The sequence below is a fragment of the Amycolatopsis sp. 3B14 genome, from assembly GCF_050958625.1.
Taxonomy (GTDB): Bacteria; Actinomycetota; Actinomycetes; order Mycobacteriales; family Pseudonocardiaceae; genus Amycolatopsis_E; species Amycolatopsis_E thermoflava.
In genome coordinates, this window is sequence record NZ_JBHZEN010000040.1 from 80,118 (window position 1) to 94,659 (window position 14,542).

A 14,542-nucleotide genomic window follows, 5' to 3' on the forward strand; every position below is an offset into this window, starting at 1 on the left:
CGCACCGAACAGCAGCAGGTACATGCCGCTCTATTCGCGCGGCGCCTGCAAGAACAAACCGACCGAGGACTGGCGCGGCTGGGTGGTCCGGGTCCTGCCGCCGCGTGGCGAGAAGGGGGAGGAGGACGAGCACATGTGGGTGTACGCCTGCGGAATCCGCATCAAGCCGGACTGGTGCGCTGCACACCGAGGCGGGTGCGCGGCGCACGGGACGGTTGACCAGGTTCCGCGAACCGCAGTCAGGTTTCGAAGCGGAAGTCGGCGGGACCACGCGGCGGAGCGAGGTCAGGCCGGGTCCATCGGGCCAACCGCTCCGCGGCCTCCGCATACTGGACCGCACCCGTGGAAACCCCGATGACGAGGTCGTACGCCTCGTCCTCGGGCGCATCGAGATCGAGACCGTTCAGACCGTAGAACACGAAGACGGCCATCCAGCCAAGCCGCTTGTTGCCATCGATCAGCGGATGGTTGCGCACGATCGACTCGAGCAGGACCGCAGCCTTCTCATGGAGGCCGGGGTAGGCGTCCTGCCCCATCACCGACACCTTCGGGCGGTGCGCCGCGGAGTCCAGCAGGCCCGCATCCCGCACCTTCGGCACTCCCAGATCCGATGCGAGAGCGAGCAGGTCCTCCAGATCGAGGTAGTCGATCCTCACTGGGCCAGCCGGTCGAGCAACGAGGCGTACCGGCTTCGTCCCTCCTCGGACAGGGCGCGCACCCGATCATCCCGAACCCGGCGCGCCGCGGCTTCACCAATAGCACGCACCACTGCCTCGTGCTTGCTCACGCCTTGAGCCTCCGCGAGCATCGCGAGCGCGCGCTCCTGCTCCTCCGTCAAGCGCAGTGTCATCGCCATGCTGTCCATGATACCAGTCTGGTATCAAGATCGTTTGCTGTCAGGCGCCGAAGTGGACGTGGGCTGCCCAGAGGGATGGGAGGTTCGGGTACCGGTCCCGTAGCGCGCGGATCGTCCGGTGCACCGCCGCGGCCGCGGTTTGGGCTCCGGACGAGAGCAGGTCGGTGTAGATCTGCTGCGTCAGCGACGGCGCGACGGCGTCGTCGACCCGCCACAACGTGCCCACCACCTGTGCGAATCCGGCGATCTGGAACGCCGCCGCCGGGTGGATCGCCTCGTCGGACAGGGTTTCCGTCGTGCGGGCCGTGTCGCAGGCCGACAGGTATGCGAACTGCGCGCCGGACAGGCGGAGGCGGGACACGTCGACCACCCGCAACGGCGCCTGACCGTGCAGCACCAGGTGGCTGTCCGACGGGTTGGCCGGGTCGCTGTAGCCGTGGCAGGCGAAGTGCACCCAGCCGGCGCTCGGCAGCGCGTCCAGCACAGCTTCCCGGGTGGCGTCGCGGCCGGTCAGCACCGTGGCGCCGGCCACCCGGGCAGCGAGGAATTCCGCTTCGGCCTGGGCGCCGGGCAGGTCGGGACCGTCCGGTGTGGACGGCATCGCGACCACGAGCAGCCGGTCGCCACCTCCCCGTCCCTGAGCCCGCGCGTGGGCCAGCGCCCGGACCGTCGGCGTCACCGACGAGATCACCCGGTCCACCACCGTGGGACCGCCGTCGCGGTGGTGACCGGCGGCGTGCAGCGGCAACAGGCTGAGCACCCCGACCGGCGCCCACCAGATCCGCGACGCCGCACCGAGCGAGTCCAGCACGGGCCCGCCACGGTGTCCCACAACCATTCCAGCGTCTCGTGGATCGTGCGCTCGGCGAACAACCGCGAGTCCGGCTCCGCAGCGAGCGCGGCGCGGAACGAACGCACCCGTTGCCGCAGCGCCTCTGAACTCAGGTCAGGCAGCGGCCGGACCTGCACGCCGTCCGGGGTGAGGATCACCGCGTCGCACCGGTAGCCGCTCACGTTGACGTAGACGACCGGACCCTCGTGCGCCTGCGCGGTCAGGTCGGCGAGCGACGGCGGCCGCAGGAACCGGTCCAGCCCGGGCAGTTCCCGGATCCGCGCGGCCAGCTCCTCCAGTTCCCCGGCGAGCGCGAGGCGGTCCCGGCTGGTGTCGGTTTCGAACTCCGCGCCGAGCGCCTCGAACTCCGCCGCCAGCTCGGGCGACCGCTCCCGCAACTCGGACAGGTCGCCGCGGCTGTCGAGCGCCTGAGCCGCGAGCACGCAGCGGCCGGACTCCAGCATGGTCACCGCGCCCTCCGGGTCGCCCGCGTCGAGGGCGCACGCGGCGGCGTCGGCCGCGAGCCCGGCGAACCGGCCCAGCCAGTACTGGGCGTCACCCCGGTCGAGCCGGCGGCCGGCGAGCTGGGGCAGCAGACCGACCGCGACGGCGTAGCCCTCGGCCGCGGACGCGGGCAACCCGCCCTCGGCGGCCAGCTCCCCCCCACCTGTCGGCCGCCTCCACCCGCCGGACCGTGGGGGATCCGGCGAACAGCGCGGCCTCGCGATACACGGCGAGCGCCTCGGCGAGCGCGTCCCGGTCGCCGAACCGCCGGAACCGCAGCCGCAGCGCGTCGGCCAGCGTGCTCAGCGTCGTCGTCCGCGAGAACGACTCACCCTCCCGCGCCCGCACGGCTTCGCGCGCCAGTGCGACGGCCTCGTCGAGGATCGCCGGGTCCTCCTCACCGGCGCCGGGGCGCGCGAACCAGTCGTGCAGCGCACCGGCGAGGCCGGTGACGTAACCGGCTCGCTCCGGGCTGCCCTCGGCGGCCGCGGCCACCGACGCGCGGCGGGCGGCGATCGCGTCGCGCAAGGCGGTCTGGTCGCCGAACCGGGCGTAGGCGGTGCCCAGGACGCCACCCAGGTTCGCCAGGCGCAGCGCACGGTCGGGGTCGTCCGCCGCGGTGGCGTCGACGGCGGCGCGGTGGACGCGGATGGCCTCGTCGAGCGCTTCGGCCCGGCCGGTCCGCTCGAACCAGTCGGACAGCATGGTGGCGAGGTTGCCCAGGTGGCTGGCGTGCCCGGCCACGCGGCCGGCGCCGAGGCGGACGGATTCGCGCGCGACGTCGAGCGCGTCGGTCAGCATCCGCAGCTCGCCGGTGACGCGGAAGCGGCGGTGCAGGGTCGCGGCGAGGTTCGCGAGCAGCACCGGATGGTGGGGGTGCCCGGCCGTCGTCGCGACGGCTTCACGGGCGGCGTCGATCGCCTCGGTCAGCGGTGCGAGCTCGCCGGTGGCGAGGAACAGCGCGTTCAGGGCGACGACGAGGTTGCCCAGGTACTGGGGCCGCCGCGGATCCGCGGTCGGCGCGTACCGGACCGCTTCCCGTTGCAGCGCCGCGGATTCGGTGAGCGAGTCCAGGTCGCCGAACGCTTCGCCGCGCTGGGCCAGCGCCGCGGCGAGGTGGTCCAGCCGCTCGGCCCGGTGCGGGTGCCCGGCCGGGGTGGCGGCGATCGCGGAGCGGCCGTGCCGGATGGCGCGTTCCAGCAGTTCCGGGTTCCGGGTCCGGCCGAACTCGGCGGCGAGCATCCCGCACGTCTCGGCCTCCACCCCGGCGCGCTCGGCCAGGCTCCCGCTGCTCACCGGTTCGGCGGGCTCGCCGGTGAGCGCGGTCCAGGCACGTTGCGTGAACAGCAGGTTCGTGGAGAACCGCGAGTACCGCGGGTCGCCGGGCGGGGTGAGCGCGAGCAGGGTCGTGCGGGCTTCGAGCAGCTCGGCCAGGTCGTCCCGGGCGCCGGTGAGGCGGTGGCGGTCGTCGAGGAGCTGGCAGTGGAACGCCAGACGGTCCAGCTGCTCGGCCGAGCCGGCTGGGGTGAGCTCGACGCCGCGCCGCGCCGCGTCGAGGGCTTCGGGCAGGACCGCGGGATCGCCGGTGTGCGTGAACCAGCGGCGGAGCAGGACTGCGAGGAAGTGCAGGCTGCGGCTGGTGATCTCGTCGTCCGGCGCGTTGCGCACCGCGTCCCGGGCTTGCTGGATGCCTTCCCGCAGCGCGTACTCGTCGCCGGTGGCGGTGAAGACCGTCAGCAGCGCGACGACGAGGTTGTCCTGGTAGTCGGCCTTGTCCTCGGGCGCCGCGCCGTCGACTGCGCGCCGGCTCCACCACACCGCCTCGTCCAGCGTGTCCGGGTTCTGGTTGTGCTGGAACGCGGTGTGCATCACGATGCCGAGGTTGTTGGCGTGGGAGGCTTCCTCGACCGGGCGGTCCGCCGACAGCAGGACCGCCTCCATCAGCCCGTCCACGGCTTCCTGCAGGTAGGTCAGGTCGCCGGTCTGGTGGAACCGGGTCTGCAACAGGCCGCCCAGGTTGGACAGGTACGTGGTGCGCTCGTCGCCGTCCACGGTCGCGAGCGCCTTGCGGCCGTACTCGATCGCCGTCTGGACCGAGGCCGGGTCCGGGCTGTGCCGGGCCACCCGGAACGCGTCCCAGAACCGCTCCCCCCAGCCGGTCACGGGTCAGTCCTCGGCGGCCTGCGAGGTGCCCGCGGATCCGGCGGGCGGCTCGTCGGGTTCGGTGACCTCGCGCTTGGGCGTGTAACCACGCGACACGCTCGTGCGCAGGATCTCCGCCTCCTCGGGCGTGAGTTCGTGCTCCATCAGTTCTCCTTTCCCTGGCCTGGTTCGACGAACTCGAGCACGTCGAAGTCCTCCGCCCGCAGCCGCAGGCCCGCGGTCCCCTGGACGCGCGCGCCGAAGGTGCCGTCCGGGCCCATCACGCGCGCCGATTCGAGGTACAGCTCGGGCGGGTGCGGGTAGGAGGAGGCGTAGGAGCGGTGGCCGTACCAGCCGCCCGCCCAGTTGCCGTCCTTGAGGCGGACGCGGATGAAGCACGGTTCGCGGTCGCGGAAGGCGTGGTCCCAGGCGGTGGGGGTGCGCAGGTATCGCGAGCCGCGACGGCGGCGTTCCACCAGCGACACGGCGGCGGCCGCGAGCGCCGGGACGACGAGGAACAGCAGCACGGCCACCGCGCCGACGAGGCGGGGCTGCTGGGTGAAGCCGGTCCAGTCGCCAGGCCCGGTGCCCTTGGCGAGGCGGACGAGCGCGGGCCCGGCGACCATCGCGTACGCGGCGTCGAGGGCGATGGAGGCGACGATGGCGCGCAGCACGCGCTCGCCGAGGTCGCGCTCCCCCGGCACCGGCCCGCGCCGGCGTTCCCGCACGAACTGGTAGGTGATGCCGGGCAGCACGAGGAGGACGAGCAGCACGAGCTGCACGACCGTCGACGGTGCCTGCATCGCCTCATCCCCTCGCTCGCGCCGGCATGATCACGCTAGCGGCAACGCCTCCCTGCGCGGCGCGGAACCGCCGGGTTTCCCGAGCGCCGGCTCAGCCCAGCAGGTACCGCACGGCGAAGTCGCCGAGGTCCAGGCCGTCCCGGCCGCCGGGGAACTCCGGTCCGTAGGCGGTCCGCACCACCATGGTCGAGAACAACATCGTGAACACCAGCCGGACCGCCGCGGGCGGGTCCGGGTGCGTCACGGGTGCGCGCAGGACGACCTCGGCGAACCGCTCCCCCACCTCCCGGCTGTACCGGGCGCCGCGGCGGTGGATCTCGGCGTCGGCGCCGGAGATGAGCACCACCGACCGCAGGAACTTCGCGTGCCGGGTGAAGATCCCGTCGAGCTCGCCGACCGCGTCACGCACGAGCCGTTCGGGGGCCAGCCCGTCCCAGCGCCCGGCGTCGGTGAACACCTCCTGGTCGGCCCGGATCCGGGCGATGCCGTGCTCGTAGACGGCCAGGAACAGCGCGTCCTTGTCGTCGACCCGGTCGTAGAGCGCCCGCGGCGCCACGCCCGCCCGCTCGCAGACCGCGGCGATGGTGAAGGCCTCGTAGCCGCCCTCTTCGAGCAGGGCGACACCCGCGTCGAGCACGCGGTTCCACGCCTCCCGGGTGCGCTTCTGCCGCGGCGGGCGAATCACCGGACTGCCCACTGTTCTCCTCTCCCGAGCTTGACAGAAGCGTAGCGCGCACTTCATTCTTCCGTCAGATCGTAGCGGTCGCTACGGTTTGACCTTCGACTCGACGAGGAGCCGGACCATGACCACCCACCGCGTCGCCGTGATCGGCGCCGGCCCGGCCGGGATGGCGACCGCGCTGTCCGTGCGCCAGGCCGGCCACGACGTCGTCCTGCTGGAGCGCTACCCGCGGGCCCGGCCGGCGGGCAACATCCTCAACCTGTGGCCACCGCCCATCAAGGCGCTGGGCCTGCTCGGCGTCGACGTGACCGACCTGGGCGCGTCGTGCCACTCGGAGTTCCGCACCGCCGCCGGCCGCACCCGCGCGTCGATAAACCTGCCCGCCGAGGTGGTGCGCGACTACGGCGGCGGGTTCATCGGGCTGCTCCGGCCCGCGTTGTACGAGCGCCTGCTGGCCGCGCTCCCGCCCGGTGTCCTGCGCGTGGACTGTCCTGTTCAGACGGTCGAGCAGGATGAGAACGGGGTGTCCGTGGCTCTCGCCGATGGTGAGGTATTGGAGGCCGACGTGGTGGTGGGCGCCGACGGGATCGACTCGCTGGTCCGGCGCACCCTGTGGGGCGAGTCGCCGAAGCGGGAGCACCACCTGCACATCTTCGGCGGCTACACCTTCGACGCAACCGCTGAACGCGGCCTGTGCGTGGTGTCCCACGACCGCACCGTGCAGGGCAGCTGGACCTCGATCCGGCACCAGGGCCGCGACGGATTCCAGTGGTGGGTGCTCACCGCGCACGACGCGGCCGCCGAGTTCACCGGGGACCTGCATGCCACCGCCACCGCCCTGGCCGCCGGGTTCGCCGAGCCGCTGCCGCGCCTGATCGCCGCCACGCCGCCGGAGCACCTGCAACGCTGGGTCCTGCGCGATCGCAAGCCGTTGAAGCAGTGGTCGCGCGGCCGCGCCACTCTCGTCGGCGACGCGGCGCACCCGACTTCGCCCTACGCCGCCTACGGCGCCGGAATGGCCATTGAGGACGGTTACTTCCTCGGCCGCAGGCTGGCCGGGGTTGACCTGTCGGACTACGCCGCGGTGCGCCGCGCGCTGGAGGCGTTCGAGACGCCCCGCAAACCGCACACGGCGCGGCAGTCGCAGCAGGCGTGGCTGCTGGGCAAGGTGTTCCACCGCGCGCCGCGCCCGCTGCGTGCCCTGCGCGACCTCGTCCTCGACCACACGCCGCTGCTGCAGAAGGTCGTCGGCGAGTCCTCTCCCGGCGAGATCCTCGACCAGCTCGACGAGATCGACCGCGCGGAGCGGGCGGTCTAGCTCTACGCCAAGCGGGTGCCGGTGAAGGCCGCGAGCTCGGACACGAGCTCGTCCTGGAACCGCTCGTCCCTGGCGGCGGCGTGCGGCTCGCGCGGCTGCTGGTGGTACCAGTAGCCGCCGGTGGTGCGGGCGCGCGGGTCGTCGCTTGTGGCGAGCCATTCCTGGGTGCGGTGCCCCTCGCGGAGGTCGTCGGGGGCGCCGGGGCCGCCCATCTTCGTCGGCACCCAGCCCGGGTCGACCGCGTTCACGGACACGCCGGGCCACAGCCGGGCGACCGCGAACGCCAGCGCCGTCACGAACAACTTGCTGTCCGAATAGGACGCCGTCGCGCGCCGGCCCGCCCAGTCCCGGCCACGCACGTCCGCCCGCCCGCCGTGGTGCATGCCGCTGCTGAGGTAGATCAGCCGCGCCGGACGCCGGATCAGCGCGGTCAGCAGGTAGGGGGCGACGACGTTCACGGGCAGGATGCGCGCGCCGGTGTAGACGCCGGCGTTGTGGATCACCGCGTCCACCGGGTCGAGGGCGTTCACCTGCCCGGCGACCCCGCGGGTCTGCCCGGGATCGGACAGGTCCCCGGTGACGGCCTCGGCGCCCCGGTCGATGAGCGCGGACACCGCGGTGAGCCGTGCGTGGTTGCGGGCGTGGAGGACGACCTGGTGCCCGTCGTCGAGCAGGGTCTGGGCGGCCAGGCGGCCGAGGCCGTCGGCGGAACCGGTGATGAAGATGCGTGCCATGGTGCCGCCAGCGTGCTACGTGACCGCCGCCCGCGGGAAGCGCCACGCCGTTCGGCTCGTCGGCACCGTCAGTGGCAGTAGCTCGCCACCCGGGCGGCGGCCAGGACGGCGGTCAGGCTCGGCAGCCAGCGCTGCCGCGGGTCGGGCGGTACGAGCCACCGCGCGGGCCCCGGCGCGCCCGGCAACGGGATGGCGGTGCCGGAGGTGAGCACCCGGACGTCGGCAGGCAGGCCGTCCAGGTCGCCGGGCAGGACGTCGGCCTCGGCCAGGAAGATCACCACCGGCGGGACGCTCAGGGCCGCCGCGCGACAGCCCTGGCGTCCCAGGTTCTCCACCACCTGCCCGGCCCGCGCCCGTGGGACGGCCGCCGCGCCGATACCCGCTCCCAGGACCAGATCGGACCCCCGGACCGGCCATCCGAACACGCGGCGGCACTCCGCGGCACCCGGCCGGCTCACAGGAACCCCGGCAAGCCGGCCACCGCCTCGGAGATCGCCTCGTCGAACGCTCCGGCCAGCGACGCGGGTTCGATCTCGGTGCTGTAGACGACGAGCGAGCCCGCGCCGGGCACCTCGATCACGTCGACCGTGCCCAGGTGCGACTCCACGCCGAGGTCGCCGCCGACGACCCGGTACTGGAACCGCCGCAGCACCGGGTCGCGGGTCACCACTTCCTCCTCCAGCCGCGCGCCGTCGCGCAAGGTGACCGTGCGGCGGGTGTCGTCGCCGGTGGAAGCGGTCATCGCGGGGAACCAGTCGGCGATGTTCGCCGCGTCGCCGACCACCTTCCAGACGGCGTCGGGATCGGCGTCGACCAGCACGTGCGAGCGCAGTGTGGCCACGGCTCAGCCGTCCGCGAAGAGTTTGCCCGCGCGGGCCCAGTTCTCGGTGGCCACGTCGGTGAACACGATCCCCACGGAGTCCGGGGCGCACTTGCCGATCCGGCAGATCTCGCGGGTCAGCACCTCGGCCAGCTCGCGCTTCTGTTCCACGGTGCGTCCGGGGAACCAGTCGATGCGGACGTGTGGCATGGCGGTTTTTCCTTTCTAGGCGAGGAGTTCGGCGACGCGACGGCCCCGCTGTCGGTACTCCCGGCGGGCGGCGAGCGCATCGTCGAGGGTGACGTCGACGAACCGGGTGCGGGTGCCCGGCGCGGACTGGGCGACCAGGTCGAGGTCGCAGCTGATGACGGTGGCGATCATCATGTAGCCGCCGCCGGACACCGCGTCCCGGTGTAGGATGATCGGCTCCACCCCGCCCGGCACCTGGATGGATCCGATCGGGTACGGGGCGTCGACGATGTTCGACGGGTCCTGTCCGGCGCCGAACGGCGGTGTTCGGTCGACCGTCTCCAGCTCGCCGCCCTGGTACCGGAATCCGACGCGGTCGGCGACCGGGGTCAGCGTCCAGGTCGTGTCGAGGAAGCCGCGCCGTCCGGCGCCGGTGAGCACGTGGTTGTACAGGCCCATCACGACCCGGACCTCGATCTCCTTGGCCAGGGCGGGCCTGAGCTCGTCGGGCAGCGACCGTCCGGGGGTCCCGCCGCCGGGCCCGATCGGCAGCACGTCGCCGGGCACCAGCGGGCCGCCGGACACCCCGCCGAGCTTGCCGAGACCGTAGGTGGAGCGGCTGCCGAGCACGACGGGCACGTCGATGCCGCCGCCGACCGCCAGGTAGGCCCGCGCGCCCCGTTTGACGTAGCCGAAGTCCAGGACGTCGCCGGCGTGCACGGGGAACGCCTCCCACAGCGGCCGCTCCTCCCCGTTGACCCGCGGTGGCAGGTCCGCGCCGGTGATCGCCACCACGGCGTCCTCGGTGAACAGCAGTTCCGGCCCGAGGTAGACGCATTCGAGCGCGGCGGCGCCGGGTTCGTTGCCCACCAGCTGGTTGGCGACCGTAAGCGAGTACTGGTCGAGCGCGCCGGACGGCGGGATCCCGACGTCGTAGTAGCCGCTGCGGCCGGTGTCCTGGACGGTGGTGGACAGGCCTGGTTTGCGCACCTCAATCGGCACGGAGCACCTCCAGCAGGCGGGTGTTGACACCGTCCGGGTCGTCCAGGAACGGTTTCAGCGCGAAGTCGACCGGCCGGGAACGGATGCGGAAGGTCCCGGCCTCGACCTCGGCGACCAGGTCGTCGTAGCGGTCCCGGTCGACCGGGGCGAACCGCACGATGTCGCCGGGGCGGAAGAAGACCATGAAGTCGGCGAAGTCCGGCGCGGACTGCGACGGGTCGTAGATCGGCGCGGGCGTGATCCCGAACATCTGGTACCCGCCGGCGCCGCGGACGGAGTAGATGCACCCGAAGCAGCCGCCGTGCCCCACCGTCTGCTTGGGGGTGTCGGTGCGGGGGCGCAGGTACTTCGGGACGACGAGCTGACGCTCCTGCGGCACCATCTGGTACATGAACGGCAGTCCCGCCACGAACCCGACCATCGAGGTGAACCACGGGGAACCGGAGTGCACGCGGATGAATTCGTCGGCGTCGGCGAGCCCGTTGATCCTGGCCGCGTACTCGATGTCGGTGGCGTCCGGGTCCTGGTGCCGGTCGCGGAACCGCATGAGCGTCTCGGTGGTCCACGGATCCCGGTACAGCACGGGGATTTCGACCACGCGGGTGGCGAGGCTGAAGTCGGAGGCGTCGCCGACCTTCCGCTCGATGTCGCGCAGGTGCCCGAGGAGCTTCTCGGGTTCGATGACGTCCGGGTCGTACCGCACCTGGTAGGAGGCGTTGGCCGGGCAGATCTCCAGCACGCCGTCGGGCCGGTCCGCGCGCAGCGACGTCGTGATCGCCATGGCGCGGAAGTTGGCCCGCAGGCTCATCGACTCGGCGAGCTCGACGAAGATGTGCTCGTCACCGCCCCAGCTGTAGCGGGCTTCCGCGGCGCCGCTCATGCGCTCACCCCCGTCGCCGCGCGCTGGGCCAGCCACTGTTCGAGCGTGCCGGTGCCGAAGCTGCCGTCGGCGAACCACGGCTCGTCGAGCAACTCCAGCAGCAGGCTCGTGGTGCTCGGCACCCCGTCGATGACCAGTTCGGACAGTGCCCGGCGGGACCGCGCCAGCGCGGTGGCCCGGTCGTGCCCCCAGACCACGACCTTGGCCACCAGGGAGTCGTAGTAGGGCGACACCTGGCTGCCCGGCGCCAGCCACGTGTCGGTGCGCACCCACGGGCCGCCGGGCAGGTGGACGTGGGCGATGCGGCCGGGGCCGGGCATGAAGTTCTTGTCCGGGTTCTCCGCGCACACCCGGAACTCGACGGCGTGCCCGCGCGCGGTCACGTCGCTCTGCCGGATGCCGAGCTTCTCCCCCGCCGCGATGCGCAGCTGCTCGGCGACCAGGTCGATCCCGGTGATCAACTCGGTGACCGGGTGCTCGACCTGGATCCGGGTGTTCATCTCGATGAAGAAGAACTCGCCGGTCTCGTCGTCGACCAGGAATTCGCAGGTGCCCGCGCTGCGGTAGCCGACCTGGCGGCACAGGCGGACCGCCGCCGCGGTCATCTCCGCGCGGATGCGCTCGTCGATCCCCGGCGAGGGCGCCTCCTCGACGACCTTCTGCCGCCGCCGCTGCAGGGAGCACTCCCGCTCGAACACGTGGATCGCGTCGGTCCCGTCGCCGAGGACCTGCACCTCGACGTGCCGGGCGTTGCGGACGAACCGTTCGAGGTACATCCGGCCGTCGCCGAAGGCGCTGGCCGCCTCGCCGGAGGCCTGCGGGAAGGCGGCCACCAGTTCGGCCTCGTCGGCCACGACGCGGATCCCGCGGCCGCCACCGCCGGCGGCGGCCTTCAGCATCACCGGGTACCCGGTCTCGCGCGCGGCGGCGACCGCGGCGGCGACGTCGGCGACACCGTCCCGGGTGCCCGGCACGGTGGGCACCCCGGCGGCGGCCGCCACCTGGCGGGCGCGCACCTTGTCGCCCATCTGCTCGATCACGTCGGCGTCGGGCCCCACGAAGGTGAGGCCGGCGTCGGCGACCGCGGCCGCGAAAGCGGCCCGTTCGGACAGGAACCCGTAGCCGGGGTGGACCGCGTCCGCGCCGGAGTCCCGAGCCGCCGACACGATCGCCTCCGGCACCAGGTAGCTCTTGGTGGCCGGGGCCGGGCCGATGTTGACGACCGTGTCGGCGAGCAGGGCGTGCTGGGCGTGCCGGTCGGCGTCGCTGGCGACCGCGACGGTTTCGATGCCGAGGTCGCGGGCCGCCCGGATGATCCGCACCGCGATCTCGCCGCGGTTGGCGATCAGCAGGCGCTTCACGACTCGACCTCGAGCACCACGAGGACCTGCCCGGCCTCCACGACGGACTCGCCCTCGGCGGCGAAGTCGACGACGGTTCCCTCGGCGCCTGCCTCCACCGGGTAGAACGACTTCATCACCTCGACCAGGCCCACCGTGTCCCCGGCGGAGACGTGCTGGCCGGGTTTGACGTAGTCCGGGCTGTCCGGGTCCGGTTTGCGGTAGAAGACGCCGGGGATCGGGGACAGGACCTCGTGTCGGGTCATCGGAGCACCTCGCTGTGACTCGTTGATGGGACGGGTGGGGAGGTTTCAGCTCAGGTACGGCTTGAGCGCCTCGTAGACGCTCTTGGCCAGGTCGACCGCTCCCGGCGTGTCGGAGTGCACGCAGATGCAGTCGGCCCGCATGGGGATGTCCTTGCCGTTGACGGAGGTGGCCACGCCTTCGGTGACGGCGCGGACCGCGCGTTCGGCGGCGAGGGCGGGGTCGTAGGCGATGTGCTCGCGGGTGATGATGAGCGAGCCGTCGTCGCGGTAGTCGAGGTCGGTGTAGTACTCGGCGATGAAGCCCTGCGGCCGACGGCCCCACACCTTTTCGTGCACCGTGCCGGCCATCCCCATGAGCGGGACGTCGAAGACGTCGGCGGCGGCGGCGATGGCGGCGGCCACCGACTCGTCCCGGGACGCCAGCCCGTAGAGCGCGCCGTGCGGTTTGATGTGGTTCAGCGGCATTCCCTCGCCCTGGAGGAAACCGTTGAGCGCGCCCACCTGGTAGACCACGGACGCGGTCAGCTCCTCCGGGTCGAGCTTCATCTCGCGGCGCCCGAACCCGTCCCGGTCCGGGAAGGACGGGTGCGCGCCCACCTTCACCGAGTGTTCCTTGGCGAGGGCGACGGTCTTGCGCATCACGACCGGGTCGGCGGCGTGGAAACCGCACGCCACGTTCGCGACCGTGATGTAGGGCATGATGCCCTCGTCGTCGCCGCAGCGGTAGATGCTGTAGGCCTCGCCCATGTCGCAGTTGATCGCAACCATTGTGCCGGATTCCTTGTCTCGTCAGGAGTGGGCGACCTTGGGGGTGTCGCCGTCGGGGTCGATGTAGATGTCGTCGCCGTCGAGCTTGACCGGGTAGCGCGCCAGCTCGGCGTGTCCGGGGTTGATGCCTTTGCAGGTGGTCAGGTCGAACGTCCACAGGTGGCTCTTGCAGGTCAGGGTCTTCTTGTCGAGCTCCCCGTCGACGAGTTCGACCTGCTGGTGCGGGCAGATGGCCTGGGTGGCGACGACGTCACCGCCGTCGAGGTGGGCGACGAGGATCTCCTTATCGCCGACCTCGAAGGACTCCATCTCGCCCTCCCAGACGTCATCCAGGCTGCAGACCCGAACGAAAGCCATGGGTGTTCCTTTCTCAGCAGAAGCGGTCGAAGTACAGGTGGTCGGCCGCCAAACCGCCCTCGACCACGAGGGCCCTGGCGAGGGCGTCGGTCATCGCGGGCGGCCCCGCCGCGTAGTAGGTGAAGTCCCGGATGTTCTCGCCGAGGGCGCCGACGACGGCCTCATGGACGAAGCCGCGGAAGGGCGCGATGCCGCACTCGGGCTGCGGGTCGCACCCGTCGGCGGCCGAGACGGCGGTGCGGACGTGCAGCGCCCGCAGGCGGCGGCGGGCGACGAGGACCGCGTCGGGGATGTGGATGTCCGCCTCGGTCCGGCCGCCGATGAACAGGTGCGCCGTGCGGTCCACGGCGTCCGGGAGCGCGGCCGCGCCGAGGATGATCGAGATCATCGCGCCCAGTCCGCTGCCGCCCGCCACGCACACGATGTCGCGGTTGCGTTCCGGCCGCAGGTAGGCGTGGCCGTAGGGGCCGTCGATCACCACGGCCGACCCGACCTCGAGCTTGTCGAACAGGATGGACGTCGCCTGCCCGTCCGGGACGCGCTTGACGACGAACTTCCATTCCCGGCTGCTGTTGCCCAGGTTGCTCATCGAGTAGGCACGTTCGACCCGCCCGTCGGGCAGGTGGATCATCGCGTACTGGCCGGGCGCGAACTCGGCGCGCTCCTCGGCGGTGAACACGAACTCCGACATGTCATGGGTGAGCGGCCGCACCGCGCTCAGCAGCGCGGTCTGGGTCACCGGCCGGTAGGTGGTCACCTCGGCGGGCTCGGGAGCGCGCACGACGCAGTCGGACAGCGGTTCGCTCTGGCAGGCCAGCCGACGTCCCCGGCGGCGGTCGCGTGCGGTGAGTCCGGGCGCGCCGGGCCGCCGGTCCCGCACCTCGCCGTCGACGAGTTCGTACCGGCAGCTGCCGCAGGAACCGCTGTTGCACTCGTAGCTGAGCCCGACTCCCGCGCGGAGGGCGGCACGCAGCAGCGTGTCGCCCTCCGCGCAGGAGAAGCGAACGCCGGTCCCCTCGACAAGGACGTGGTGTCCGGTCATCGCGATC

General features: G+C 72.4%; 20 protein-coding genes. 1 reads left to right on the top strand and 19 read right to left on the bottom strand.

What is annotated here, in order from left to right; translation table 11 throughout:
* Nucleotides 1-239: 239 nt before the first annotated feature.
* The 8 genes from ACCP09_RS22570 to ACCP09_RS22605 all read right to left on the bottom strand — a co-directional run bounded on the left by ACCP09_RS22570 (nt 240) and on the right by ACCP09_RS22605 (nt 5,834).
* Complete coding sequence (locus ACCP09_RS22570) at nt 240-656, bottom strand: type II toxin-antitoxin system death-on-curing family toxin (protein ID WP_433749860.1); 417 nt, start codon at nt 654-656, stop codon at nt 240-242.
* Entirely contained in the window at nt 653-856 is a 204-nt protein-coding gene (locus ACCP09_RS22575) for a CopG family transcriptional regulator (protein WP_027935544.1), read from the bottom strand. Before ACCP09_RS22575 ends, ACCP09_RS22570 begins: the two co-directional genes overlap by 4 nt.
* A gap of 40 nt (nt 857-896) precedes the next feature.
* Nucleotides 897-1,616, bottom strand: coding sequence for a CHAT domain-containing protein (locus ACCP09_RS22580; RefSeq protein ID WP_433749979.1), 720 nt, complete (start codon nt 1,614-1,616; stop codon nt 897-899).
* Nucleotides 1,544-2,326 (bottom strand): hypothetical protein, encoded by a 783-nt coding sequence (locus ACCP09_RS22585; protein ID WP_433749864.1) that lies wholly within the window; start codon nt 2,324-2,326, stop codon nt 1,544-1,546. The genes ACCP09_RS22580 and ACCP09_RS22585 overlap by 73 nt, the downstream gene beginning before the upstream one ends.
* Complete coding sequence (locus ACCP09_RS22590; RefSeq protein ID WP_433749867.1) at nt 2,244-4,355, bottom strand: hypothetical protein; 2,112 nt, start codon at nt 4,353-4,355, stop codon at nt 2,244-2,246. Before ACCP09_RS22590 ends, ACCP09_RS22585 begins: the two co-directional genes overlap by 83 nt.
* 3 nt (nt 4,356-4,358) lie before the next feature.
* Nucleotides 4,359-4,499: a hypothetical protein gene (locus ACCP09_RS22595; RefSeq protein ID WP_167499136.1), complete on the bottom strand. Its 141-nt coding sequence runs from the start codon at nt 4,497-4,499 to the stop codon at nt 4,359-4,361.
* The gene (locus tag ACCP09_RS22600; RefSeq protein ID WP_433749870.1) at nt 4,499-5,137 is read right to left on the bottom strand and encodes a DUF6338 family protein; all 639 of its coding nucleotides are present in this window, start codon (nt 5,135-5,137) and stop codon (nt 4,499-4,501) included. Before ACCP09_RS22600 ends, ACCP09_RS22595 begins: the two co-directional genes overlap by 1 nt.
* Before the next feature lie 91 nt (nt 5,138-5,228).
* Nucleotides 5,229-5,834: a TetR/AcrR family transcriptional regulator gene (locus ACCP09_RS22605; protein WP_433749873.1), complete on the bottom strand. Its 606-nt coding sequence runs from the start codon at nt 5,832-5,834 to the stop codon at nt 5,229-5,231.
* A 106-nt stretch (nt 5,835-5,940) separates the two neighbouring features.
* Between ACCP09_RS22605 and ACCP09_RS22610 the strand changes: the two genes are divergently transcribed.
* Nucleotides 5,941-7,137, top strand: a complete 1,197-nt coding sequence (locus ACCP09_RS22610; protein ID WP_433749876.1) for an FAD-dependent oxidoreductase — start codon at nt 5,941-5,943, stop codon at nt 7,135-7,137.
* A 2-nt stretch (nt 7,138-7,139) separates the two neighbouring features.
* Here ACCP09_RS22610 and ACCP09_RS22615 read toward each other — a convergent pair whose 3' ends face one another.
* The 11 genes from ACCP09_RS22615 to ACCP09_RS22665 form a co-directional block, all read right to left on the bottom strand.
* A complete protein-coding gene (locus tag ACCP09_RS22615) occupies nt 7,140-7,871 on the bottom strand; it encodes an SDR family NAD(P)-dependent oxidoreductase (RefSeq protein WP_433749879.1) in 732 nt (243 codons plus the stop codon).
* 68 nt (nt 7,872-7,939) lie between these two features.
* Entirely contained in the window at nt 7,940-8,296 is a 357-nt protein-coding gene (locus ACCP09_RS22620; RefSeq protein ID WP_433749882.1) for a hypothetical protein, read from the bottom strand.
* 29 nt (nt 8,297-8,325) lie between these two features.
* On the bottom strand, nt 8,326-8,712 hold the full coding sequence (locus ACCP09_RS22625) for an SRPBCC family protein (RefSeq protein WP_027928928.1): 387 nt from the start codon (nt 8,710-8,712) through the stop codon (nt 8,326-8,328).
* A gap of 3 nt (nt 8,713-8,715) precedes the next feature.
* Nucleotides 8,716-8,901, bottom strand: a complete 186-nt coding sequence (locus tag ACCP09_RS22630) for a tautomerase family protein (protein WP_346056889.1) — start codon at nt 8,899-8,901, stop codon at nt 8,716-8,718.
* A gap of 15 nt (nt 8,902-8,916) precedes the next feature.
* The gene (locus ACCP09_RS22635; protein WP_433749885.1) at nt 8,917-9,882 is read right to left on the bottom strand and encodes a biotin-dependent carboxyltransferase family protein; all 966 of its coding nucleotides are present in this window, start codon (nt 9,880-9,882) and stop codon (nt 8,917-8,919) included.
* Nucleotides 9,872-10,762: a 5-oxoprolinase subunit B family protein gene (locus ACCP09_RS22640; protein WP_027928925.1), complete on the bottom strand. Its 891-nt coding sequence runs from the start codon at nt 10,760-10,762 to the stop codon at nt 9,872-9,874. Before ACCP09_RS22640 ends, ACCP09_RS22635 begins: the two co-directional genes overlap by 11 nt.
* On the bottom strand, nt 10,759-12,123 hold the full coding sequence (locus ACCP09_RS22645) for an acetyl-CoA carboxylase biotin carboxylase subunit (RefSeq protein ID WP_433749888.1): 1,365 nt from the start codon (nt 12,121-12,123) through the stop codon (nt 10,759-10,761). The genes ACCP09_RS22640 and ACCP09_RS22645 overlap by 4 nt, the downstream gene beginning before the upstream one ends.
* Entirely contained in the window at nt 12,120-12,368 is a 249-nt protein-coding gene (locus ACCP09_RS22650) for an acetyl-CoA carboxylase (protein ID WP_027928923.1), read from the bottom strand. The genes ACCP09_RS22645 and ACCP09_RS22650 overlap by 4 nt, the downstream gene beginning before the upstream one ends.
* A gap of 45 nt (nt 12,369-12,413) precedes the next feature.
* A complete protein-coding gene (pxpA, locus tag ACCP09_RS22655) occupies nt 12,414-13,136 on the bottom strand; it encodes a 5-oxoprolinase subunit PxpA (RefSeq protein ID WP_027928922.1) in 723 nt (240 codons plus the stop codon).
* Between the two features lie 21 nt (nt 13,137-13,157).
* Nucleotides 13,158-13,493: a Rieske 2Fe-2S domain-containing protein gene (locus tag ACCP09_RS22660; RefSeq protein WP_123686090.1), complete on the bottom strand. Its 336-nt coding sequence runs from the start codon at nt 13,491-13,493 to the stop codon at nt 13,158-13,160.
* Between the two features lie 13 nt (nt 13,494-13,506).
* Nucleotides 13,507-14,535: a 2Fe-2S iron-sulfur cluster-binding protein gene (locus ACCP09_RS22665; RefSeq protein ID WP_167499135.1), complete on the bottom strand. Its 1,029-nt coding sequence runs from the start codon at nt 14,533-14,535 to the stop codon at nt 13,507-13,509.
* Nucleotides 14,536-14,542 lie beyond the last annotated feature (7 nt).

Bases quoted from the DNA above. Each gene is read 5' to 3' on its own strand.
- ACCP09_RS22575 (WP_027935544.1), bottom strand. From the start codon at position 856: ATGGCGATGACACTGCGCTTGACGGAGGAGCAGGAGCGCGCGCTCGCG.
- ACCP09_RS22595 (WP_167499136.1), bottom strand. From the start codon at position 4,499: ATGGAGCACGAACTCACGCCCGAGGAGGCGGAGATCCTGCGCACGAGC.
- ACCP09_RS22665 (WP_167499135.1), bottom strand. From the start codon at position 14,535: ATGACCGGACACCACGTCCTTGTCGAGGGGACCGGCGTTCGCTTCTCC.
- ACCP09_RS22630 (WP_346056889.1), bottom strand. From the start codon at position 8,901: ATGCCACACGTCCGCATCGACTGGTTCCCCGGACGCACCGTGGAACAG.
- ACCP09_RS22615 (WP_433749879.1), bottom strand. From the start codon at position 7,871: ATGGCACGCATCTTCATCACCGGTTCCGCCGACGGCCTCGGCCGCCTG.
- ACCP09_RS22610 (WP_433749876.1), top strand. From the start codon at position 5,941: ATGACCACCCACCGCGTCGCCGTGATCGGCGCCGGCCCGGCCGGGATG.
- ACCP09_RS22600 (WP_433749870.1), bottom strand. From the start codon at position 5,137: ATGCAGGCACCGTCGACGGTCGTGCAGCTCGTGCTGCTCGTCCTCCTC.
- ACCP09_RS22660 (WP_123686090.1), bottom strand. From the start codon at position 13,493: ATGGCTTTCGTTCGGGTCTGCAGCCTGGATGACGTCTGGGAGGGCGAG.
- pxpA (WP_027928922.1), bottom strand. From the start codon at position 13,136: ATGGTTGCGATCAACTGCGACATGGGCGAGGCCTACAGCATCTACCGC.
- ACCP09_RS22650 (WP_027928923.1), bottom strand. From the start codon at position 12,368: ATGACCCGACACGAGGTCCTGTCCCCGATCCCCGGCGTCTTCTACCGC.
- ACCP09_RS22640 (WP_027928925.1), bottom strand. From the start codon at position 10,762: ATGAGCGGCGCCGCGGAAGCCCGCTACAGCTGGGGCGGTGACGAGCAC.